Genomic DNA, 22,134 nt, shown 5'->3' with positions numbered 1-22,134 from the left:
ATGACGGCAGATCCCCTCGCAACGAACAGCTCTCCGACCGACGCCGCACCCCGTCCCTACCGTGAGGTGACCGACTCCCGCGGCCGCGTCTACCGCATCGGCGAGACCGACCGCGACATCCTCGGCCACTCCCGCAAGCTCATGATCTACCTGCCGTGGATCGCCATGATGGCGATCAGCGTCTTCGAATACGCGTACGGCTCCGCGGAGGACACTCTGTCCCATGCGCACGGCTGGACGCAGGGCAACACCTTCTGGATCCTCAGCGTCTGGGTGTTCTTCCAGGCCGGCATCGCCTTCCCGGCAGGCTGGCTGCGCGAGAAGGGCGTCCTGACGGCCCGCAGGGCCATGTACATCGGCTCCGGCATGTGCCTGGCCGGTTTCGTCGCCCTGTCCCATCTGGACAACGTCCTGCTGGCCATTCTTGGCTTCGGGGTGGTCGGCGGGATCGGGGCCGGTCTGGTCTACGCGACCTGCATCAACATGGTCGGCAAGTGGTTCCCGGAGCGGCGCGGCGCCCGGACCGGCTTCGTCAACGGCGGGTTCGCGTACGGGTCACTGCCGTTCATCTTCATCTTCAACTACGGCTTCGACACCGCCAACTACCACCGCGTCCTCGACCTCATCGGCTGCTACATCATGGTGGTGGTGTTCGGGTGCGCGTTCTTCTTCAAGGACCCGCCGAAGAACTGGTGGCCCGCCGACCTCGACCCGCTGGCCTTCTCCGGCGACCACAAGAACGCGGCGAGCCTGGCCAAGAACCCCCCGGCGGTGAAGCAGTACACACCGCAGGAGGCCGTCCGGACCGGCATGCTGCCCCTGATGTGGCTCTCCATCGTGCTGACGGCCGGCGTGTCCATCTTCGGGATCTCCTTCCAGGTCGACTTCGCCAAGGAGGTCGGCTTCGGACCGCTGGTCGCGGCGTCGTCGATGGGGGTCATGGCGGTCATCAACGGCATCGGCCGCGGCGTCGTGGGCTGGCTGTCCGACCGCTGGGGCCGCAAGCCCACGCTCGTGTTCGTCATCGTCGTCCTGGGGCTCGCGCAGTTCGGCGTGATCTGGGCCGGTGACGTCAGGAGCGAATGGCTGTTCCTGCTCTTCGCCTTCCTGTCCGGCTTCGGCGGCGGCGCGTTCTACCCGCTCTTCGCGGCACTGACCCCGGACTACTTCGGCGAGAACTACAACGCCACCAACTACGGGCTGGTGTACAGCGGCAAGCTGATCAGCGGTCTGTTCGGCGGCGGCCTCGGCTCCATGGTGGTCGCGGCCTGGGGGTACAACGGCGCGTACGCACTGGCCGGCGGCGTCTCGATGGTCGCGGCGGCCATCGCACTGCTGCTGCGGCAGCCGGGCCGGAGCGGGGAGGTCGGCTCGACCGCCCCGCCCCGGTCCGCGGGTTGACGAGGCACGCGCGTGTGGAGGCCCCACCCCGGCAGGCACGGGGGTGGGGCCTGCACGCGTGCGTGCGTGGTCAGCGCATCCGGCGCCGCCCGGTGCTCAGCACTTCTCGCGCAGCGAGTGCAGGTGCGCGCTCGACTTCCGGGCGAAGGCGAACGACTCGACCGGGTTGTCGTGTTCGGCCTGCCAGTGGTGGGCCAGGCGCTCGCCGCGCAGCCGGGTCACGGCGGAGATGAACCGCTGGTAGTCGATGTCACCGTCACCTACGTCGACCATCCGGTACCCGAACGGGTTCGAGGGGTCGCTGACGCCGTCCTTCACATGGAAGAGCGGGTAGCGGTGCGGCTGCCTCAGTACGTAGTCCAGCGGCTCGAAGGGCGCGGGCGTACCGTCGGTCCGCGCCGAGAAGCGGAACTGGCCGACGTACGCCCAGAAGATGTCCATCTCCAGGAACACCAGGTCGGGGTCGGTCTCGGCGAGCAGCACGTCGTAGAGGCGGACCTTGGGGTTGTCGGTCGCGAAGGCGAACTCGTCGGAGTGGTTGTGCTGGTAGAACTTCATGCCGCGGGCTCGCGCCGCCGCTCCGTAGGTGTTGAACTCCTCGGCCGCGCGTTTCCAGGCGTCGACCGTGGACCCGTAGCGGAAGGGGCCCGAGGCGGTGCCGATGTGCTTGAGGCCGAGGGCCTGGGCGTCGTCGAGGACCTTGGTGAGGTTCTGGGCGAAGGTGTAGGCGTTCGGGTCGTCGGCGTAGTACCCGACGTGGCTGCCGATCGGCGTCAGGCCGTGGTTGCGGGCCAGCCGCCTGAGCTGGGCGAGGGTGATGGGCCCGGCGGAGCCCTGGGTGTAGCCGGCGAACTCGACCTCGTCGTAGCCGTACTTCTTCAGCTCGGCGAAGACGGCGGCGAAGCCCAGCGTGGAGACCTTGTCCCGCAGGCTGTAGAGCTGGACGCCGAGCCGGCCGGGAGGCAGGACGGGCCGGCCACGGCCGGCGGCCGACGTTTCGGCGACGGGTGCTGCCGTGGCCGGGGTCGCGGCGGCCCCCAGCAGTGCGGCGGCGGTGGCTCCCGCGGCGACGCCGAGCATGCCTCGTCTGGTGAGGCGGTGGGTGAGTTCGGGGTCGGTGTCGGAGATGCGGCTCATGTCTGGAACTCCTCGGGTTCGGAGGGCGTTGTCAGTGGTGAGTGCTTCACTTGTGACCAGTCGGCAACCTGTCAGGACAGGCCGGCCAGTTGGAGCAGCAGTGCTTTCACGTCGGTGGCCGCGATGCGGTCGCCGAGCGAACGGGGGGTGGAGCAGATGAGGAGCGGACCGTCGGCGTCGCTCGTCGGAAGGCGGCCGTGGCTGCCGCGAATAGGTGACGGATCGAGGGGCACGACCGCCATGCGGTAGCGCATGCCGAGCTTCTTGCGGGCCAGTGCGGTGGCCGCCTTGACCTTCACATAGGCGTCGCGTGGATCCATGAACAGCTCGACCGGGTCGTAGCCGGGTTTGCGGTGGATCTCGACGAGCCGTGCGAAGTCGGGCGCGCGGGCGTCGTCGAGCCAGTAGTAGTACGTGAACCAGGCGTCCGGCTCCGCCACGGCGACGAGTTCGCCGGAGCGTGGATGGTCGAGGTGGTGGGCCTTTTTGCCCTCGTCGTCGAGGAGTTGCTCGACGCCGGGCAGTCCGGCGAGCGCGGCCCGGGTGGCCTCCAGGTCCTCGGCGCGGCGTACGTAGACGTGGGCGACCTGGTGGTCCGCGACCGCGAAGGCACGGGACGCCATCGGGTCGAGGTACTCCATGCCGTCCTGGGTGTGCACCTCGAGCAGGCCGGCGCGGCGCAGGGCGCGGTTGATGTCGACGGGCCGGCTGACCGGGGTGATGCCGTACTCGGACAGTGCGACGACGGTACGGCCCTGCGTGCGGGCGTCGGCCAGGAGGGGGGCCATGGCCTTGTCCAGGTCGGCGGCCGCCCGCAGGGAGCGCCGGTCGTCGGGGCCGAAGCGCTGGAGGTCGTAGTCGAGGTGAGGGAGGTAGCACAGGGCGAGGTCGGGTCGGCGGGTGCGCAGGATGTGGCGGGTCGCGTCGATGATCCAGCGGCTGGAGACCAGGTCGGCGCCCGGTCCCCAGAAGTGGAACAGGGGGAAGGTGCCGAGTTCGTCGGTGAGTTCGTCGTGCAGGGCCGGGGGCCGGGTGTAGCAGTCGGGCTCCTTGCGGCCGTCGGAGTAGTAGATCGGACGGGGGGTGACGGTGAAGTCGGTGTCGGCGCCCATGGCGTACCACCAGCAGATGTTGGCGACCGTGTAGCCGGGGTGCGCCCGGCGGGCGGCGTCCCACAGCTTGTCTCCGGTGACGAGACCGTTGTGCTGCCGCCACAGCAGGACGTCACCGAGCTCACGGAAGTACCAGCCGTTGCCGACGATGCCGTGCTCGTCCGGGAGAGTCCCGGTGAGGAAGGTGGACTGCGCGGCGCAGGTGACGGCCGGCAGGACGGTCCCGAGCGGCGCACGGGAACCGGCCTGAGCGAGGGCCTTGAGATGGGGCATGTGGTCGAGAAGACGGGGGGTGAGACCGACGACGTCGAGGACGAGCAGGGGGACGGGAGCGTCGCTCACGGCAGCTCCTTGAGGCCGAGGTCCGTCAACAGGTCGCGGGCCAAGGAGAGTTCGGCCGCGATGCCGTCGGCGAGCTGGGTTCGGGCGCGGGGCCGTAGCTCGGGTGGCAGGGCCTGCCACGTGTAGGTCTCGACCTCGAGGTGTCGGGTGAGCGGATGCGGTCCGCCGACGAGTCGGGTCAGCGCGGCTTTGAGTACCGGGAGAGTGGAGGTGAGGGGCGCGGCGGGGGCCGCGTGCAGCGGGACGTGGAAGTGGGCGCGCCAGGGCCCGCTATCGGGCAGGGCGTTGCCTGCGAGGGCCTCGCCGAGGTCGTCGGTGCCGTGCAGACCGGCGGCGTTGGCGGCGGCCGTGCGGGTCTGGTGCAGAAAGCGGGGTTCGTCGAACGCGGCGAGGGCTTCGCGTACGGCCGGGAGACGGGGGTGTTCGGCGTGCAGGGCGGCTGACAGCTGGGATTTGACGACAGGGACGCGGGCTGCGGCGAGTGCGTCCAGGGCGGTGTGCGGGTCTTCGAAGGAGGTGGCGAGATGGCAGGTGTCGACACAGACGCCGATGCGGGGATGGCCGATGGCCGTGAGCGGGGCGAGGGCGTCGGCGGTGGTCTCGATGATGCAGCCGGGTTCCGGTTCGAGACCGACGCGGACGGAGCGGCCGGTGAGGTCCGCCAGCGCGTCCAGGCGGTCGGCGAGGGTGCGCAGGGCGGAGCGGGCCGTATCGGAGTGTTCGGTGGTCCACGCGGTGCGCCAGCCGAGGGGGAGGGTGGAGACGGTGCCCTCGGTGACGTCGTCGGGGAGCAGCCCGGCGAGGACACGGGCCAGTGCCGTGGTGTGTTCGAGGCGTTCGGGGTCGGCCCAATCGGGCTTGTACACACGGTACTTGACCTCTCCGGCACCGAACCCGTCGTAGGGGAAGCCGTTGAGGGTGACGACTTCGAGGCCACGCCGGTCGAGCGCGGTGCGCAGGCCGCGCAGGGCCGAAGGATCGGTGTCGAGGGCGCGGGCGGCGTCCTTGGCGAGCCACAGACCGATGCCGAGCCGGTCGCGGCCGAGGCGGCGACGGACGGGTGCACAGTGGTCCCGGAGTTGCGTGAGGACGCCGTCGAGGGTCTCGGCGGGGTGGACGTTGGTGCAGTAGGCGAGGTGGACGGTGGTGCCGTCGGGGTGGCGGAAGCGCATCGGTCACTCCCCGCCGCGCAGGATGGAGTTGCCCTCGTGCGTGGGGTCGGGGGCTGCCACGTCCAGGGTGAGGCGACCGCTGAGGCCGTAGAAGGAGACGGGGTTGCGCCACAGGACGAGATCGACGTCGTCATCGTCGAAGCCCTCCGCGAGCATCAGGTCGGCGACCCTGCGGGTCTTGAGGGGGTCGCTCCTGCCCCAGTCCGCGGCGGAGTTGACGAGAACCTTCTCCGGACCGTGGGCACGGAGGATCTCGATCATGCGGATCTCGTCCATCTTCGTGTCGGGATAGACGGAGAAGCCGAGCCAGCAGCCGGCGGCCTTCGCCTCCTTCACGGTCGTCTCGTTGAGGTGGTCCAGCAGGACCCTGTCCGGGGCCAGGGCGGACTCACGGACGACGTCGAGGGTGCGGCGCAGTCCGGCGAGCTTGTCGCGGTGCGGGGTGTGCACGAGGGCGGGCAGAGCGTGGTCGGCGGCCAGCTGGAGCTGGGCGGCCAGGGCGGTGTCCTCGGCGGGGGTCATCGAGTCGTAGCCGATCTCACCGACGGCCACGACGTGATCCTTGACGAGATACCGCGGCAGTTCGTCCAGGACGGCGGCACAGCGCGGGTCGTTCGCCTCCTTGGGGTTGAGAGCGAGCGCGCAGTGGTGGGCGATGCCGTGTTGCGCGGCCCGGAAGGGCTCCCAGCCGAGGAGGGAGTCGAAGTAGTCGAGGAAGGAGGCGGGCGAGGTACGGGGCTGCCCCAGCCAGAAGGACGGCTCGACCACGGCGCGGACGCCGGCCGCGTGCATCGCCTCGTAGTCGTCGGTGGTGCGCGAGGTCATATGGATGTGGGGGTCGAAGATACGCATCAGGACTCCTTGCCGTGGGGGTGGACCGGGCTGTGGCGGCTGCCCGTGCCAGGGGGGTCCGTGCGGTCGAGGGTCGGGCTGTGCGGGTCTGGCCCACCTGGGTCCGGGCGGTGTGGATCCGCGGTGCTCGAGGGAGGCGCGGTGGGCGTGCCCGGGTCGGTCAGGGTCAGGACGCGGTCCAGATCGGGGGGTACGGGGCGGCCCGCAGCGGTGCGTTCGGCGGCGTAGTCGGCGAGCATGCGGGCGAGTTCGGCGTCGGCGCGGGCGCGCTGTTCGAGGCCTGCCACCTCGTCGACGGGCACTCCCACGAACAGGCACTTCAGGACGGCGTGGCGCCATGCGTGGGCGTCGAGATGGCGGGCCGTGTAGGGGCCGACGGCAGCGGCGAGGAGCCGGGTGTCATGGGTGCGCAGGGCGTCCTCGACGAGCGGAAGGGCGTCGGGACCGGGCACGAGGTGGGGCAGTGCGTGCAGGACCGCGCGACGCTCGTCGGCCGTGCCCTGGAAATAGACGCGGGCGAGGGCCGCCGGGTCGGCGCGGGCGGCGTGCAGGATGAGCACGCGGGCGGCGTCGGCGTACCGGCTGCCGCAGCGGCGTCCGGCCTCGGCGAGGCGCAACTCCCAGACGGAGATGGGCCCGTGGGTCCCGGGGTGGGCAGCGGCATCGTCGAGAGCCTGGTGGAACCAGGTGCGGGCGGTTCCCTGGAGGTGGGTGTCGAGATGGCTGTGCAGGGCGTCGAGGGGGGCGAGGGCGCTGCCCGTGGGTCCCGCTGCCCGGGGTGCCGGGTCGGCCTGGGGCGGGGTCATGGAGTGCTCCCTTCCGGGGTGGCGGAGGGCTCGCCGGGTGGAGCGACGGACGGGTTCGCTGCCAGGGAGGGCAGGCTCGGGAGGACTGCGTGGGAGGGAGGCTGCGGCCGGCCGGCGGGGCGGTCGGTCGGGGCGAGGAAGGAGGGCGGTCGCGGGTCGGCGTACTCGACGGCTTGGGCAGCTGCCTGCGCGCGGCGCAGGAACGGAAGGGAGAGTTCGGCGTAGTGGGGTCCGGCATGGGAGTGACGGGGCAGTTCGACCACCGTCAGCCCGCGGTAGCCGGTCGCGGCCAAGGCGGCGAGGACCGGCGGGAAGTCGATCTCGCCGTCTCCGAAAGGAAGGTGTTCGTGGACGTCGCGGCGCATGTCCTCGATCTGGACGTGGCGCAGCCAGGGAGCGGCGGCGCGTACGCAGTCGGCGGGAGGGAGCGGTTCGAGGCACTGGCAGTGGCCGATGTCGAGGGTGAGGCCGAGGGACGCCGGGTCGCCGAGAGTGCGGCGGAGCCGGTGGAAGTCGGCGAGCGTCGCGAGGAGGTGACCGGGTTCGGGTTCGATCGCGACGGGGATGCCGGCCGTTGCGGCGGCGTCCAGGACGGGGGTGAGGGTCTCGGCGAGGCGCTGCCATGCCATGTCCCGGTCCGTGCCCGGGTCCGTCTCCGGGCGCGTGCCCGGGTGCGTGCCCGTCGGGAGGGTCCCGCTGAAGCAGTGGACGGCGTGGGCACCGAGGTCGCCGGCGATGCGGACGGCCCGCAGGAGCAGGTCGACGCGGCGGGCGCGGTCGTCCGGATCCGGGTCCAGCAGGGAGGGGCCGTGCTTGCGGCGCGGATCGAGAACATAGCGGGCGCCGGTCTCCACGGTGACGCCGAGCCCCAGCGTGTCCAGTCGGTGTGCGACGCGTCGGGTGCGGGCGGCGAGGTCCGGGGCGAACGGGTCGAGATGCATGTGGTCGAGGGTGAGTCCGACGCCGTCGTAGCCGAGATCGGCGAGGAGGCCGAGGGCGTCGTCGAGGCGCAGGTCGGCGAGGCCGTTGGTGCCGTAGCCGAAACGGAGCGGGGGCGAGGGCGGCGGGGGCGGGCTGTCGTCGGGGACGGGAGACAGGGGGTGCGTGTGCCGGGCGGTGCGACGCGGGGCGTTTTCCTGCGGGGCGCTCTGCCGCGGAGCCTTCCCGTCGTTCACGTGTTCGAGGTTGGCGTGTTCGAGGTTGGCGTGTTCGAAGCTCATAGGGTGCTCACCCCGCCTCCTCACCGGGCGCGTCCTTCAGCCGTCGAGCGAAACGCCGCAGTTGCGCGTGCTGCTCCGCCAAGGCCGACGGTGCCTCGCCCACGGGGTCCTTGAAAAAGAAGGCGAGTTCGCAGAGCGGGCCGGACAGGCCGGCTTCGTGGGCCCGGGCGGCGAGGCGAGCCAGATCGAGGACGAGGGGTGCGGCGAGCGCGGAGTCGCACCCCTGCCAGATGGTCTGGAGGATCATCCGGGTGCCGAGGAACCCGTCGAAGGCGACGTGGTCCCAGGCGGTCTTCCAGTCCCCCAGGACGGGCACGTCGTCGATGTGCACCCGGCCCTCTGGAGTGACGCCGAGGGTGTCGGCGAGGACGCGCTCCTTGCCCGCGTTCTTCGCCTCGGCGGCGGCCGGGTCGGCCAGGGCGGCTCCGTCACCGCCGCCCAGGAGGTTGGTTCCGGACCAGGCCCGCACCGCGAGCGCCCGCTGGGCGAACATCGGGCCCAGCACGGAACGCAGGAGCGTCTGGCCGGTCTTGCCGTCGCGTCCGGCGTGCGGCAGTCCGCTCGACTCCGCCAGGGACGCCAGCGCCGGGTGGTGCAGCCCGGTGGAGGGCGTGAAGTTCACGTATGGGCAGCCCGCGCGCAGGGCGGCCGCCGCGTACAGCGAACTCGGGGGAAGCGCAGGCCCGTTCGCCGCGGGTTCGGTGGAGGCCACGTTCACGACGACTGCGCGCGCCAGCCCGCATCGGCGTACGAAGTCCCTGAGGTCGGCGGTGAACGCGGCGATCAGCTGCTCCTCGTCGCGGGTGTCTCCGGGGACCGGGCCTCCGGGGCGGATCTCCCGGTCGGCGGCGGCGAGTTCGGCGCCGACCGCCGCGGGCAGCCCGGCCGGCAGGACGCCTCCGGCGGCGAGTTGTTCGGCGCGTTTGGGCAGGGGGCAGTCGGATGTGTCGTGTCCGCCGAAGACGAGGCAGGACAGGGCCGGCAGGTCGCTGTCGGCGAAGGCGGGCGACTCGGTGACCAGGCCCGTCGGCGGGTGCAGACCGCCGGTGACGGCGGCGCATCCCGCGACCACGGTGGTGGCCACGGAACCGCGGGCCCCGATCAGCCAGACGCCGACGCGCGGGGGGCGGGAGAGTGACGCGGACATGGGCAGCCTCCTTGTCGTGCGCGAACCCCGGAGAACGAGGGGGTGACGGCGGGCGGGGGTCCGGCGTCCCCCGCCCGCCGCCGTTCAGTCGCCCTTGACGGGCAGTTCCTTGACGGGCAGTTCCTTGATCCGGACGTCACGGAAGGACACCTGGTCGTCGGCTCCGTGGTTCTGCAGGCCGATGTGTCCGTCGCGCAGGCTCCGGGCCGGATCGGTGTTGGTGAAATCGTTGATCTTCACGCCGTTGAGCCAGACGCGCAGGCGTTCGCCCTCCACGCGGATCTCGTACGTGTTCCACTCACCCGGCGGGTTCAGCGCACGGTCCCGTTTCCGAAGGTCCGCGGACCTGAAGCCGTAGACGGACCCCGTGGTCTTCTCGGGGACGTCGGTGGAGTCGATCTGGATCTCGTAGCCGTTGTTCACCGCGGACCACGGGTCGTCCGACGGCGGGAAGCCCACGAAGACACCGGAGTTGTCGTCACCGGAGCCGCTCGGTTCGCCGGCCGTGGTCTTCCAGTCGAGCTTCAGGGAGTACGCCCCGAAGCTCCGGCCCGCATACCAGAGCAGGCCCATGCCGCCCGTCGACGTCAGCGTGCCGTCGTCGGAGAGGGTGAAGGAGCCGGGGCCGGCCTGCTGCCAGCCGTCCAGGGACGTGCCGTCGAAGAGCGGACGGTATCCGTTCTCCGGTCGGCAGTCCGCCTGCACTTCGCCGACCGCATACTGGATCCCGCCCAGCAGATGCCTGCGCAACGCCGGATCCGCGTAGGACTCCTTCGTGTGACCGACGCCGGTGTAGAAGGCGCGGCCGCCCTGATAATTCTGGCACCAGGCGATCGGATGGTCGCCGTTCATGGTGCCGCCCGTGTACGACGACTCGTCGAGCGAGGCCAGGACATGGACCCGCTCGCGCGGGTTGGAGCGGTAGTTGTACCACTCGTCGGTGCGGTTCCAGGTCCGGTCGAGTCCCGAGGTCGCCGGGTGGGCCCGGTCCTCGACGGCGACCGTCGCGGGCTGGATCGCCGGGTGCGACTGGAACCAGGCGCCGACGAGGCCGCCGTAGAACGCCCAGTCGTACTCGGTGTCGGCCGCCGCATGGATCCCGACGTAGCCGCCGCCGTGCCGGATGTAGCCCTCGAAGGCCGCCTGTTGGGCGGCGTCCAGAACGTCCCCGGTCGTCGACAGGAAGACGACCGCGTCGTAGCGCCGCAGGTTCGCCCGCGTGAACGCGCCCGCGTCCTCCGTCGCGTCGACCGTGAAGCCACCCGTCGCGCCGAGTTCCCGTAGCGCCGTGACGCCGTCCGGGATCGAGTCGTGCCGGAACCCGGCCGTCATCGAGAAGACCAGCACCCGCGGGCCGTCGTCCGTGGCTGCCGAGTGGGCCACGGCCGGCTGTGCGAGGCAGCCGAGGAGCAGGGCGGCCCCGGCGACAGCACTCACTGTGCGCATGCAGTCCTCCCTCAGCCCGTCGCCGTCGTGAACGTGAAGTCGTCCACCTCGTACAGGGTTCCGCTGCCGCCCTTGAAGACCAGGTAGAGCGTGGTCGTGCCCCTCGGGGCGCGGGACAGGCCGGCGCTGACGTCCTGGTAGGTGTCCCACCCGCCCGTGACCGGCACGGTCGCCTTGCCGAGCAGGGTGCCCTTCGGCGAGCCCGCGCGGACCTCGAGGACGCCGCCGGCCCCGGCGGAGGAGACCCGTGCGGTGATCTTCTGGGCGTTGCCGAGCGCGTACGGCGTGAAGGAGATCCAGTCGCCCTTGCTGATGTCACCGACCGTGCGAGCGCCGTGGGCGGACTCGCGTGCGGTCACCGTGACGCCGGAGGAGGCGCCGAAGTGTTCGGCCTGCCGGTGGCGGGGCTGGAGCACGCTCTGGTCGTGCGAGGTGAGCGGGGCCTGGCCGCCGCCTCCGCCGTCGGTGTACTCGGCGTCCAGGACCCCGAAGATGTTGGCGTCCTCGTCGTGGCCGCCGTCGGCGCTGGTCTGGAGGGTGCCTGTGCAGCCGTTGGCCGAGGTCACCGGGTGGCCGTGGCTGTCGTGGCCGAGGACGAAGGTGACCTCGACCTTGGCGCAGTCGATCGCCGTGCCGTCCTCGGGGTCGGTGACCTTCACCTTGAACGGGATCGCGTCGCCGAAGCTGAACAACTGACCGTCCTTCGGCGTCTCCAGGACCACCTTCGGGGCCGTGTTGCCGACGACGATCTGCACGCTCGCGCTGCCGGTGCGGCCGAAGCCGTCCGCGGCGGTCAGGGTCGCGGTGTAGGTACCGTTGCTCTTGTACTTGTGCGTGGGGTTGGCCACCGTCGAGGTGCCGCCGTCACCGAAGTCCCAGCGGTAGGTGAGCGTGTCGCCGTCCTGGTCGGTGGAGCCGGCGGAGGAGAAACGCACCTTCAGAGCGGCCTGTCCCGAGGTGCGGTCGGCAGCGGCCTGGGCGACCGGGGAGTGACCGTCGGTGGCGTTCTCGATGCGGTACAGACCCGAGTGCTCGTCTCCGCCGAACCAGGCGGTGCCGTAGTCGAGGACGTACAGCGCCCCGTCGGGCCCGAACGCCATGTCCATGACCTGGGTGCCGGTCCACGGGACGGGGTTGATCGACTGCACGGAGCCGTTCGCGTCGCTGACGATGCGCTTGATCCAACGGCGGCCGAACTCCCCGGCGAAGAAGTTCCCGTCGTACGCCTGCGGGAACTTCACCGGCGAGTCGAGCGAGGCGTCGTAGTGGTAGACAGGGCCGCCCATCGGGGACTCCGACCCGTCGCCGAACTCGGGTACCGAAGCGCCGTCGTACGGGATCCAGGCGGGCTGGGCCGGGGGAAGGTCGGTGAGTCCCGTGTTGTGCGGCGAGGTGTTCTTCGGGGCGCCGCAGTCGAAGGGCGCGCCGGATGCACCGGTCGCGAAGTCGTAGGCGACATACGGGTCGTTGTCGCCCGTGCAGAACGGCCAGCCGAAGTTGCCGGGACCGGTGACGCGTGCGAACTCGACCTGGCCGGCCGGGCCGCGGGCTGGGTCGGCGGCGCCCGCGTCGGGACCGTAGTCGCCGACGTAGAGGATGCCGGTGGCCTTGTCGACACTGAAGCGGAACGGGTTGCGGAAACCCATCGCGTAGATCTCGGGCCGCGTCCGGTCCGTGCCGGGCGCGAAGAGGTTGCCGTCAGGGATGGCGTACGAGCCGTCGGCGTTCACCTTGATGCGCAGGATCTTGCCGCGCAGGTCATTGGTGTTCCCGGCGGAACGGCGGGCGTCGAAGGCGGGGTTGCGGCCGTCGCGGTCGTCGATGGGGGTGAAGCCGTCCGACTGGAAGGGGTTGGTGTCGTCGCCGGTGGACAGGTAGAGGTTTCCCGCCGCGTCGAAGTCGATGTCGCCGCCGACATGGCAGCACAGGCCGCGCGAGGCGGGCACGTCGAGGATCTTCTTCTCGCTCGTGGCGTCCAGCGTCCCGTCCGTCTTCAGCACGAAGCGGGAGAGGCGGTTGACGCCGTCGAAGGGGGCGAAGTCGGCGGCCGTTCCGGTCTCCGGCGCGTCGCCCGCCGGAGTGTTCAACGGCGGCGCGTAGTAAAGGTAGATGAAGCGGTTGCTGGTGAACTCCGGGTCCACGCCGATGCCTTGGAGGCCCTCCTCGTCGTGGGAGTAGACGTCGAGTTTGCCCGCTGGCCGGGTATTGCCGGCGGCGTCGGTGAGCCGGAGTTCGCCGTCGCGCGAGGTGTGCAGGACCGAACGGTCGGGCAGCACGGCCAGCGACATGGGCTCGCCGACCTCGGCCTCCCCCTTGGCCAGGGTGACCTGCTGGAAGTCCTCGGCGGCGGCTGCCGCGGCCACCGGGTCGGCGACGGCTGCGCCGGCCCGGGGTGTGGTGAGGGTGAGGGACGCGCCGGCCAGCAGGGCGCCGCTCAGAAGGGCGATCGCCCTGCGCAGTGAAGGACGTCGCCTGCGCGTCCCGGCTCTGCCGGTCCGGTGGGGGGTGCGGGTGGTGGGGTCGTTCCCGTGCACGGGTGCCTCCAGGATTGGGGCTGGTTGTACGGGTGGGTGCGTACGCCGGGATGCGCCGTCATCCCGGAGAGCTGATGGAAAGTCAGAGATATGTGGTCCGACGGAAGTTGCCGAACTCAGTTGCCGAACGCCGCGTCGAAGGAGGCTGACGGCGGCTCGAAGTCGTAGGCCTTGAGGCGGGTCAGGGCCTCGGGGGCGCCCTGGAGACGGTCCATGCCGGCGTCCTCCCACTCCACGGAGATCGGGCCCCGGTAGTCGATGGAGCGCAGCATGCGGAAGACGTCCTCCCAGGGGACGTCGCCGTGGCCGGCGGAGACGAAGTCCCAGCCGCGCCGCGGGTCGCCCCAGGGCAGGTGGGAGCCGAGGCGGCCGTTGCGGCCGTCGAGGCGCTTGCGGGCCTCCTTGCAGTCCACGTGGTAGATGCGGTCGCGGAAGTCCCACAGGAAGCCGACCGGGTCGAGGTCCTGCCACACGAAGTGGCTGGGATCGAAGTTGAGACCGAAGGCCGGTCGACGGCCGACCGCGTCCAGCGCGCGCACGGTCGTCCAGTAGTCGTAGGCGATCTCGCTGGGGTGGACCTCGTGCGCGAACCGCACGCCCTGCGCGTCGAAGACGTCGAGGATCGGGTTCCAGCGCTCGGCGAAGTCCTCGTAGCCTCGCTCGATCATCGACTCGGGGGCGGGCGGGAACATGGCCACCAGGTGCCAGATGGCGGAGCCGGTGAAGCCGATCACCGTGTCGACGCCGAAGGCCGCTGCGGCCCGCGCGGTGTCGGCGATCTCCGTGGCGGCTCGCCGCCGGACGCCTTCCGGCTCGCCGTCACCCCAGATGCGGTCGGGCAGGATCGCCTGGTGGCGTTCATCGATGATGGCGTCACAGACTGCCTGACCCACCAGGTGGTTGGAGATGGCCCAGCACTTCAGGCCGTACTTGTCGAGGAGTTGGTGGCGGGACTTCACATATCCGGGGTCCGTCAGCGCCTTGTCGACCTCGAAGTGGTCGCCCCAGCAGGCGAGTTCGAGGCCGTCGTAGCCGAAGTCGCGGGCGAGGCGGCAGACCTCCTCCAGGGGCAGATCGGCCCACTGGCCGGTGAAGAGTGTGAATGTGCGCGGCATGCTGCAGCCCTCCTCGTTCCTCAGTCCGCGATGGGGGTGTAGACGGAGTTCTTCTCGGCGCTCTCCTCGACGGCGGCCAGGACGCGCTGCACCTGCAGCCCGTCGGCGAAGGAGGGTTCGGGCCGGCTGCCCTCGGCGACGGCATGGACCAGGTCGCGGGCCTGGTGGACGAAGCTGTGCTCGTAGCCGAGGCCGTGCCCCGGGGGCCACCAGGCGTCCAGGTAGGGGTGGTCGGGTTCGGTGACGAGGATGCGGCGGAAGCCGGCGTGTGTGCCGGGCTCGGTGGCGTCGTGGAACCAGAGCTCGTTGAGGCGCTCCAGGTCGAATGCCAACGAGCCGCGCTCACCGTTGAGTTCGAGACGCAACGCGTTCTTGCGTCCGGTGGCGAACCGGGTCGCCTCGAAGGAGGCGAGCGCCCCGGAGGCGAAGCGGCCGGTGAACAGGGCGGCGTCGTCGACGGTGACCATGCCGGTGCGAGTGCCGGTGCCGGCGCCGTCGGCGGACGTCGCGCCCAGGCCGCTCGTCGGCCCCTCGGTCAGCGGCCGCTGCCGTACGAAGGTCTCGGTGATCGCGGAGACTCCGGCGAGCCGCTCCCCCGCCAGGTGCTGTGCCAGGTCGACGATGTGCGCGCCCAGGTCGCCGAGCGCCCCGGAACCCGCCAGTTCCCTGCGCAGTCGCCAGGTCAGCGGGAAGTCCGGGTCCACGAGCCAGTCCTGAAGGTACGTCACCCGCACATGCCGCAGGGCGCCGATCCTGCCCTCGGCGACCATCCGCCGGGCCAGGGCCGTGGCCGGGACACGTCGGTAGTTGAACCCGACCATCGCCAACTGGCCGCGCCCATAGGCGGTTTCCGCCGCGCGCGCCATGGTCTCGGCTTCCTCGACGGTGTTGGCGAGGGGCTTTTCGCACAGCACATGCTTGCCGGCGGCCAGCGCCGCGACGGCGATCTCGGCGTGCGAGTCGCCGGGGGTGCAGATGTCGACGAGGTCGACGTCGTCCCGGGCGATCAGGGCACGCCAGTCGGTCTCGGTCGCCGCCCAGCCCTGCCGGTCCGCCGCCGCGCGCACGGCGGAGGCGTCGCGGCCGCAGATCACGGCGAGGACCGGGCGGCGGGGCAGGTCGAAGACGCGGCCCGCGGTGCGCCAGCCCTGGGAGTGGGCGGCGCCCATGAACGCGTAACCGACCATCCCCACCCGGAGCGGCGGCTTGCCGGCTTCCGGTCCTGCTGACTGCTGCGGCTGTTCCATACGGTGGTCCTCCTTGTCGTCGTGGCACGGTGGGGGGTGGGACGCCGTCGGATCCAGGACACGGACCGTGCGGCAGGCGGCAGGCGGCCGGTGGCCGGTGGGAGCAGGTGGGCATCGGCCGGGAGCGGGCGCCGTGCTCGTCCCGGGTTCGCTCAGGCCACGGACGCTCGCCGAGGCCCGGTCCGCCGGATGCGCCTCTCCGTACGGCAAGCGCCTTGCTCGCAGCCGACGGCCCGTGGACCCCGGCCGAGGCTCCCGGCCCCGCCAACGGAACACCCCGCATCCGTGGCCCATAGCCCGTAGGCGCGGCCCGTAGCCCGTAGCCGGATGCCCGAGGCCCGCGACCCCCGGACCATGACCCACGAACCGAAAACCGCAGCCCATAGCCCATAGCTCACAGCCCGCAGCCCTTGGCGCCCGTCCGGTGCCCTCTCGACCACACTGGTAGGCCGCACCGTCAGCCCACACCGGTAGACGGCACCCGGTGGGCTGTGCCGCCGCCCGCCGGGCAGTCGTGTCCTACTTGAAGCCGGTGGACATGTACTGGTCGACGTTCGTCTTGTCGACCACGGCCGAGTAGAGGGTGATCGAGGCGGGGATCTCGAACTCGGCGAGGCCGCCGACGCCCTTGCCCTGGCCGAGGGCGCGGGCGAGGTCGATCGCGGAGGCGGCCATGGTCGGCGGGTAGAGAACGGTGGCCTTCAGGACCCCGTTGTCCTGCTTGATCGCCTGGAACGCGGCGAGCGCCCCCGCGCCGCCGACCATGAGGAAGTCGTCGCGCCCGGCCTGCTCGATGGCGCGCAGCGCACCCACGCCCTGGTCGTCGTCGTGGTTCCACAGCGCGTCGAACTTGGGCTGGGCCTGGAGGAGTTGGGCCATTTTCGCCTGTCCCGACTCGACCGTGAACTCGGCGGCCTGGCGGGCCACCTTCCTGATGTTGGGGTAGTTCTTGAGAGCGTCGTCGAAGCCCTTGGTGCGCTGCTTGGTGAGCTCCAGGTTGTCCAGCCCGGCCAGCTCGATCACGCGGGCGTCGGACTTTCCCTTGAGTTTCTCCCCGATGTACCGCCCGGCGTTGAGGCCCATGCCGTAGTTGTCGCCGCCGACCCAACACCGGTACGCCTGGGGGGTGTTGAAGATCCGGTCGAGGTTGACGACCGGAATCCCGGCGCGCATCGCCTTCAGGCCGACCTGGGTGAGGGCCTTGCCGTCGGCGGGCAGCACGACCAGGACGTCGACCTTCTTGTTGATGAGGGTCTCGATCTGGCCGATCTGCTGGGCGGTGTCGTTCGAGCCCTCGGTGATCTCCAGGGTCACGTCGGAGTACTTCTTCGCGCGGCTCTCGGCGTTGTCGTTGATGGCGTTGAGCCAGCCGTGGTCGGCCTGGGGTCCGGCGAAGCCGATGGTGACCTTCTTGCCGGGCTTGTCGTCGGCGGCCGGCTGGTCGTTCGCGGCCGGCTCTTCGTCCTTGGAATCGTTGCTGGTGCAACCCGCGAGGAAGGTTCCGGCGGAGACGGCGGCAGCTCCGAAGAGCATTCCTCTGCGACTGGTGAAGCGGTTCGGATAACGCGTCGGCTCTGGCATGGCGGTGAACCCTTTCCTCAGGTCGTGCTCGCGGTACGGCGCTGGACCAGCACGGCGGCGACGATGATCGCGCCCTTGGCGATCTGCTGTACGTCGCTCTGCAGGTTGTTCAGGGCGAAGATGTTGGTGATCGTGGTGAAGATCAGGACGCCGAGCACGGAGCCGGTGATGGTGCCGCGGCCCCCGCTGAGCAGCGTGCCGCCGATGATCGCGGCCGCGATGGCGTCGAGTTCGTAGAGGTTGCCGTTGGTGTTCTGGCCCGAGCCGGACAGGATGATCAGCAGGAAGGCGGCGATGCCGCAGCACAGTCCGGACAGCAGGTAGAGGTAGAGCCGTTGACGGCGTACGTCGATGCCGGCGAGCCGTGCGGCCTCCGCGTTGCCGCCGACGGCGACCGTGCGGCGGCCGAAGGTGGTGCGGTTCAGCACCAGCCACCCGATGACCGTCACGATCGCGAAGACGATCACGAGTGGCGGGACGCCGAGCACATAGGAGTCGCGCTCGCCGAGGTCGAGGATGCCGTTGATCGTCACGATCTGCGTCCGGCCGTCCGTGATCTGCAGCGCCAGCCCGCGGGCGGAGGCCAGCATGGCGAGCGTCGCGATGAACGGCACCATGCCGCCGTAGGCGATGAGCAGTCCGTTGACCAGGCCGCAGCCCACGCCGACGATCACCGCGGTGAAGAGGATGCCCGCGATACCGTATTCCTGGGTGGCGACCGTGGTGGCCCACACCGAGGAGAGGGCGACGATCGCGCCCACGGAGAGGTCGATGCCCCCGGAGGTGATGACGAAGGTCATGCCGACGGTCACCACCCCGATCACCGAAGCCTGGGTGAGGACGAGTTGGAGGTTGCGGGTGTCCAGGAACTCGTCAGGTTTGGTGATCCCGCCGATGACGACGAGCGCGGCGAGCACACCGAGCAGGGAGAGCGTGCGGAGGTCGGCGCGGGCGACCACGGTGCGCCAGGCGGGGAGTGGGATCTGCGGCACCTTGTCGGTGCTGTTCCGCGGTGGGGAGACGGGCTGCGTCATGACGCCGGGCTTCCTTCCATGACGAGATCGAGTACGCGGTGTTCGTCCAGGTCACGGGCGGGTGCCGTGTGGACGACGTGGCCTTCGCGGAGCACCAGCACGCGGTCGGCGAGGCCGAGCACCTCGGGGACCTCGCTGGAGACCAGCAGCACGGCGAGGCCTTCGTCGGCGAGTCGACGGACGACTGCATACAGCTCGGCGCGGGCGCCGACGTCGACGCCGCGTGTCGGCTCGTCGAGCAGCAGGACCCGGCAGCCGCGCAACAGCCAGCGGGCCAGGACGGCCTTCTGCTGGTTGCCGCCGGACAGAGTGCGCACGGGGACGGACGGATTGTCGGGGCGCAGGGACAGCTCACGCGTCGCGGCCTGCGCCGCCCCCCGTTCGGCGCGCCGGTCGATCCAACCGCCCCGCGAGAAACGGGACATGGAGGAGACGGAGACGTTTCGTGTGACGGACTCCAGCATCAGCAGGGCCTGTGCCTTGCGTTCCTCCGGGGCGAGCCCGAGCCCGGCCCGTACGGCGGCGCGCACACTGCCGGAGCGCAACGGCCGTCCGTCGACGAGGACTTGGCCCGCGGTGGGCTTTCGCGCTCCGTAGATCGTCTCCAGGATCTCCGAGCGCCCCGAGCCGACCAGTCCGGCGAGTCCGACGATCTCGCCGGGCCGCACGGTCAGGTCGAGGGCGGCGAACTCACCGTCCCGGGCCAGCCCCCGCACCTCCAGTACGGGCTTCCCGTCCCCGGCCGCGTCACCCGACGGCCGCTCGGGGAAGACGTACTCGACGTTGCGTCCCGTCATGAGCGCGACGATCTCGCGCGTCGGCGTCGTCTTGGCGGGCAGTCCGCCTGCCACCGCCCGTCCGTCCTTCAGTACGGTCACGCGGTCGCCGATCCGCCGGATCTCCTCCAGCCGGTGCGAGATGTACACGACGGCCACTCCGTCGGCGGTCAGGTCGCCGACGATGCGGAACAGGTTGTCGACCTCGTCGGGGTCGAGGGCGGCCGACGGTTCGTCCATCACGATGAGCCGTACGTCGTGCGAGAGGGCGCGTGCCATGGAGACGATCTGCTGCTGCGCCGCCGACAACTCGCCGACCAGTCGGGCGGGATCGATCTCGGGATGACCAAGTCGCTTCAGCAGGGCCGCAGTTGAGGTACGTGCGGCCTTGCCTCGTACGACGAAGCCGACTGCGGTGGGTTCATGGCCCAGGTGGACGTTCTCCGCCACCGACAGGTGTTCCACCAGGTCGAGTTCCTGGTAGATGGTGGCGATGCCGAGGCGCATGGCCGCGATCGGGGAGCGCAGGGTGACGGGGTCGCCCTGCCAGCGGATGACGCCGCCGTCGGGCTGGTGGGCGCCGGCCAGGATCTTGATGAGGGTGGACTTGCCGGCGCCGTTCTGGCCGAGCAGACAGTGCACTTCGCCGGCCTGGACGTCGAGGTCGACGCCGTCCAACGCCCGTACTCCGGGAAAGGACTTGGTGATGTCGGACATGCTGAGCAGCGGTGGTGGTGATGCCATGTGGGTTCCCCTCGGCGGGCGTGCGGGCCGGAGTCAGGGCAGAACGAAGTCGTTGTTCGCAAGGCAGGGCAGGGCAGGGCAAGGCTGGACAGGACGCACAGGGCAGAACAAGCAGGGCAGAACAGGGAGGGCAGAACAGGGAGGGCAGAACAGGGAGGACGGATCAGGGAGGACGGATCAGGCAGGGCATGGCCGTCGGAGCAGGGCGTGGCTGGGCGCCGCGCTGGTGAACCGTGTCAATGGCGGGCTTGCGGAGATCGTGTCGGGTGGCTGGCTTACGCGGGTGAGAACAGATGGTCGCTGATCAGTCGGGCCGCGCCGATCACACCGGCGGTGGGGCCCAACTCCCCCAGGACAATGGGGAGGTTGCCGGTCGCGAGCGGCAGCGACTGGCGGTACACCTGCGTGCGGATCGCAGCGAGCAGGGTGTGGCCGAGGCCGGTCACCCCGCCGCCGATCACCACCAGGCCGGGGTTGAAGAAGGAGACGAGTCCGGCGATGACCTGGCCGACCCGGTTGCCGCCCTCGCGGATCATCTCGATGCAGGTGGCGTCGCCCGCTGCGGCCGCGGCGGCGACGTCGACGGCGGTCAGCGCGCCGTTCGTCTCCAGCCGTGCCGCGAGTTCCGCCGAGAGGCCCTGCTGGGCCGCCTCCGTCGCGTCACGGGCCACGGCCGCGCCGCTGAAGTAGGCCTCCAGGCATCCTCTGTTGCCGCAGGCGCACGGACGGCCGTCGGGCACGGCCTGGATGTGCCCGATGTCGCCCGCGCTACCGGTCGTACCGCGGTAGACCTGACCGCCGACGACGATGCCGCAGCCGATGCCGGTGCCGATCTTGACGCAGAGGAAGTCGGCGACGGTGCGGGCGACGCCCGCATGCTGCTCCCCCATCGCCATGAGGTTCACGTCGTTGTCGACCATGACCGGGCAGCCGAGTTCCTGGCTGAGCGCCTCCCGCACGGGAAAGCCGTCCCAACCCGGCATGATCGGCGGCGCGACCGGCACGCCTTCGGGAAAACGAACCGGACCGGGTACCCCGATGCCGGCGCCGTCGAAGCCCTCGGCGAGTCCCGTCGCCCTCAACTTCGCGGCCATGGACAGGACTTGCTCGAAGACCGCGACCGGTCCCTCACGTACGTCGAGGGGCTGGTTGAGGTGTCCGAGGGTCTCCAGTTCGGCGTTGGTGACCGCGACGTCGACCGACGTCGCGCCGATGTCGACGCCGAGGAGGCGCAGCCCGGGGTTGAGCCGGACATTGTGTGAACGACGACCACCGCGCGAGGCGGCGAGTCCGTCGGCGACGACCAGTCCCGTCTCCAGGAGCCGGTCCACCTCCACGGCCAGCTTGGACCGGGACAGATCGACCCGATCACCCAGCTGGGCACGGGAGTTGGGGCCGCTGTCCCGCAACAGTTTGAGCAGGCGGGCCTGGTGAGCGTTCGCGGGTCGTGCCGTCATGCGTCTCACGAACCCCTCCCCGCCTCAATTTCGGCCACCAGTGTCGGGCTTTCGAAGGGAACGTAGCAGCGGCTGCCGAACCTGGGAAGAAGCTGTGCACAGATTGCTGCCAACTTTCTCCACTCACAGGACAAAGAAGGGTGGGCAGCACTCACGCATCGGCCCGGCCAGCGCGGGAAGGAGGGCTCAGGACTTGGCGCGGGCGTGGTACGAGCGCCGGGTGTGCTCGGTGTGCTCACGCATCAGCCGGGTCGCCAGTTGCTCGTCGTGAGCGACGATCGCGGTGATCAGTTCGCGGTGCTCGTCCCAGGACTGGTGGCCGCGCCGGCGGGCGATCGGCGTGTAGTACCAGCGCACCCGGCGGTCGACCTGGGCCGCCAGCTCGGCGAGGACGGTGTTGCCCGCGATCTCCATGATCTTGGCGTGGAAACGGGCGTTCAGGGCGACGGCGGCGTCCACGTCGTCCTGGGCGACGGCCAGCATCCCCTGGGCCTGGATCTCGTTCAGGGCCTCGATGCCCGCCTGGTCCGCGTGCGCGGCGGCGAGCCGTGCGGCTTCGGCCTCCAACAGCGTGCGAACGGTGAGGAGTTGGTCTGCCTCCTCCTCGGTCGGCTCGTGCACGAACGCGCCCTGGGCGGGTCTGAGGTCCACCCACCCCTCGGTGTTCAGCCGCTGCAGGGCCTCCCGCACCGGCTGCCGTGAGACGCCCAGGTGCGAGGCGAGCTCGCTCTCGACGAGGTGCTGGCCGGGCTGGAGGGCACGGGTGGTGATGAGTTCGAGCAGTGCCTCGTAGACGCGGTCGCGCAGCGGACCGGGCCGTTCGAGCTTGGGCACCGCACCCTGTGGCAGTCCTGGCGACAACATCGGGGTCCCCCTCCTGGGCAACACCGGGCAACCGCGCCCCGACAGTCCCGTATCGATTGACATACCGGCTCGACACGACCTGCCGGCCGCCCACAGCCGGGTGTCAGCCGTCCACAGCCGAGTATCGATTGTCTTTCGTCTACAGTC

At 70.7% G+C, this 22,134-nt stretch carries 17 protein-coding genes; 1 reads left to right on the top strand and 16 read right to left on the bottom strand.

Features of this window, described 5'->3' with window-relative positions:
* Nucleotides 1-1,401, top strand: a complete 1,401-nt coding sequence (locus tag ACZ5SK_RS22035) for an OFA family MFS transporter (RefSeq protein WP_334575457.1) — start codon at nucleotides 1-3, stop codon at nucleotides 1,399-1,401.
* 96 nt (nucleotides 1,402-1,497) lie between these two features.
* Here the strand turns inward: ACZ5SK_RS22035 and ACZ5SK_RS22030 are convergent, their stop codons facing one another.
* From ACZ5SK_RS22030 to ACZ5SK_RS21955, 16 genes are all read right to left on the bottom strand, one after another.
* The gene (locus ACZ5SK_RS22030) at nucleotides 1,498-2,538 is read right to left on the bottom strand and encodes a sugar phosphate isomerase/epimerase family protein (protein ID WP_457493986.1); all 1,041 of its coding nucleotides are present in this window, start codon (nucleotides 2,536-2,538) and stop codon (nucleotides 1,498-1,500) included.
* A gap of 71 nt (nucleotides 2,539-2,609) precedes the next feature.
* Nucleotides 2,610-3,992, bottom strand: a complete 1,383-nt coding sequence (locus tag ACZ5SK_RS22025; RefSeq protein ID WP_468576496.1) for a nucleotide pyrophosphatase/phosphodiesterase family protein — start codon at nucleotides 3,990-3,992, stop codon at nucleotides 2,610-2,612.
* Nucleotides 3,989-5,164: a metabolite traffic protein EboE gene (gene eboE, locus ACZ5SK_RS22020; protein WP_334575461.1), complete on the bottom strand. Its 1,176-nt coding sequence runs from the start codon at nucleotides 5,162-5,164 to the stop codon at nucleotides 3,989-3,991. Before eboE ends, ACZ5SK_RS22025 begins: the two co-directional genes overlap by 4 nt.
* A gap of 3 nt (nucleotides 5,165-5,167) precedes the next feature.
* A complete protein-coding gene (locus ACZ5SK_RS22015) occupies nucleotides 5,168-6,016 on the bottom strand; it encodes a TatD family hydrolase (protein ID WP_334575463.1) in 849 nt (282 codons plus the stop codon).
* Nucleotides 6,016-6,822: an EboA domain-containing protein gene (locus ACZ5SK_RS22010; RefSeq protein WP_334575465.1), complete on the bottom strand. Its 807-nt coding sequence runs from the start codon at nucleotides 6,820-6,822 to the stop codon at nucleotides 6,016-6,018. The genes ACZ5SK_RS22015 and ACZ5SK_RS22010 overlap by 1 nt, the downstream gene beginning before the upstream one ends.
* The gene (locus ACZ5SK_RS22005) at nucleotides 6,819-8,042 is read right to left on the bottom strand and encodes a sugar phosphate isomerase/epimerase family protein (RefSeq protein ID WP_334575466.1); all 1,224 of its coding nucleotides are present in this window, start codon (nucleotides 8,040-8,042) and stop codon (nucleotides 6,819-6,821) included. Before ACZ5SK_RS22005 ends, ACZ5SK_RS22010 begins: the two co-directional genes overlap by 4 nt.
* Before the next feature lie 7 nt (nucleotides 8,043-8,049).
* Nucleotides 8,050-9,189, bottom strand: a complete 1,140-nt coding sequence (locus tag ACZ5SK_RS22000) for an inositol-3-phosphate synthase (RefSeq protein WP_334575467.1) — start codon at nucleotides 9,187-9,189, stop codon at nucleotides 8,050-8,052.
* Between the two features lie 84 nt (nucleotides 9,190-9,273).
* Complete coding sequence (locus ACZ5SK_RS21995) at nucleotides 9,274-10,635, bottom strand: ThuA domain-containing protein (RefSeq protein ID WP_334575468.1); 1,362 nt, start codon at nucleotides 10,633-10,635, stop codon at nucleotides 9,274-9,276.
* Between the two features lie 11 nt (nucleotides 10,636-10,646).
* Nucleotides 10,647-13,169 carry a PQQ-dependent sugar dehydrogenase gene (locus tag ACZ5SK_RS21990; RefSeq protein WP_334575470.1) on the bottom strand — a complete coding sequence of 841 codons (2,523 nt, stop codon included), beginning with the start codon at nucleotides 13,167-13,169 and terminating at the stop codon, nucleotides 10,647-10,649.
* Nucleotides 13,170-13,285: 116 nt separating this feature from the next.
* Nucleotides 13,286-14,284, bottom strand: a complete 999-nt coding sequence (locus ACZ5SK_RS21985; RefSeq protein WP_334575472.1) for a sugar phosphate isomerase/epimerase family protein — start codon at nucleotides 14,282-14,284, stop codon at nucleotides 13,286-13,288.
* A gap of 20 nt (nucleotides 14,285-14,304) precedes the next feature.
* Nucleotides 14,305-15,531 (bottom strand): Gfo/Idh/MocA family protein, encoded by a 1,227-nt coding sequence (locus tag ACZ5SK_RS21980; protein ID WP_457493979.1) that lies wholly within the window; start codon nucleotides 15,529-15,531, stop codon nucleotides 14,305-14,307.
* Between the two features lie 519 nt (nucleotides 15,532-16,050).
* The gene (locus ACZ5SK_RS21975; protein WP_361701885.1) at nucleotides 16,051-17,112 is read right to left on the bottom strand and encodes a substrate-binding domain-containing protein; all 1,062 of its coding nucleotides are present in this window, start codon (nucleotides 17,110-17,112) and stop codon (nucleotides 16,051-16,053) included.
* A 17-nt stretch (nucleotides 17,113-17,129) separates the two neighbouring features.
* On the bottom strand, nucleotides 17,130-18,146 hold the full coding sequence (locus ACZ5SK_RS21970) for an ABC transporter permease (RefSeq protein WP_334575476.1): 1,017 nt from the start codon (nucleotides 18,144-18,146) through the stop codon (nucleotides 17,130-17,132).
* Nucleotides 18,143-19,666, bottom strand: coding sequence for a sugar ABC transporter ATP-binding protein (locus ACZ5SK_RS21965; protein ID WP_334575477.1), 1,524 nt, complete (start codon nucleotides 19,664-19,666; stop codon nucleotides 18,143-18,145). The genes ACZ5SK_RS21970 and ACZ5SK_RS21965 overlap by 4 nt, the downstream gene beginning before the upstream one ends.
* 275 nt (nucleotides 19,667-19,941) lie before the next feature.
* A complete protein-coding gene (locus ACZ5SK_RS21960; protein ID WP_334575479.1) occupies nucleotides 19,942-21,123 on the bottom strand; it encodes an ROK family transcriptional regulator in 1,182 nt (393 codons plus the stop codon).
* 186 nt (nucleotides 21,124-21,309) lie between these two features.
* Nucleotides 21,310-21,987, bottom strand: a complete 678-nt coding sequence (locus ACZ5SK_RS21955) for a GntR family transcriptional regulator (protein ID WP_334575480.1) — start codon at nucleotides 21,985-21,987, stop codon at nucleotides 21,310-21,312.
* Nucleotides 21,988-22,134 lie beyond the last annotated feature (147 nt).

Source organism: Streptomyces sp. NPDC031474 (assembly GCF_055581185.1).
The sequence above is the reverse complement of the archived record's forward strand: the minus strand, read 5'-3'. Positions and strand labels throughout refer to the sequence as shown.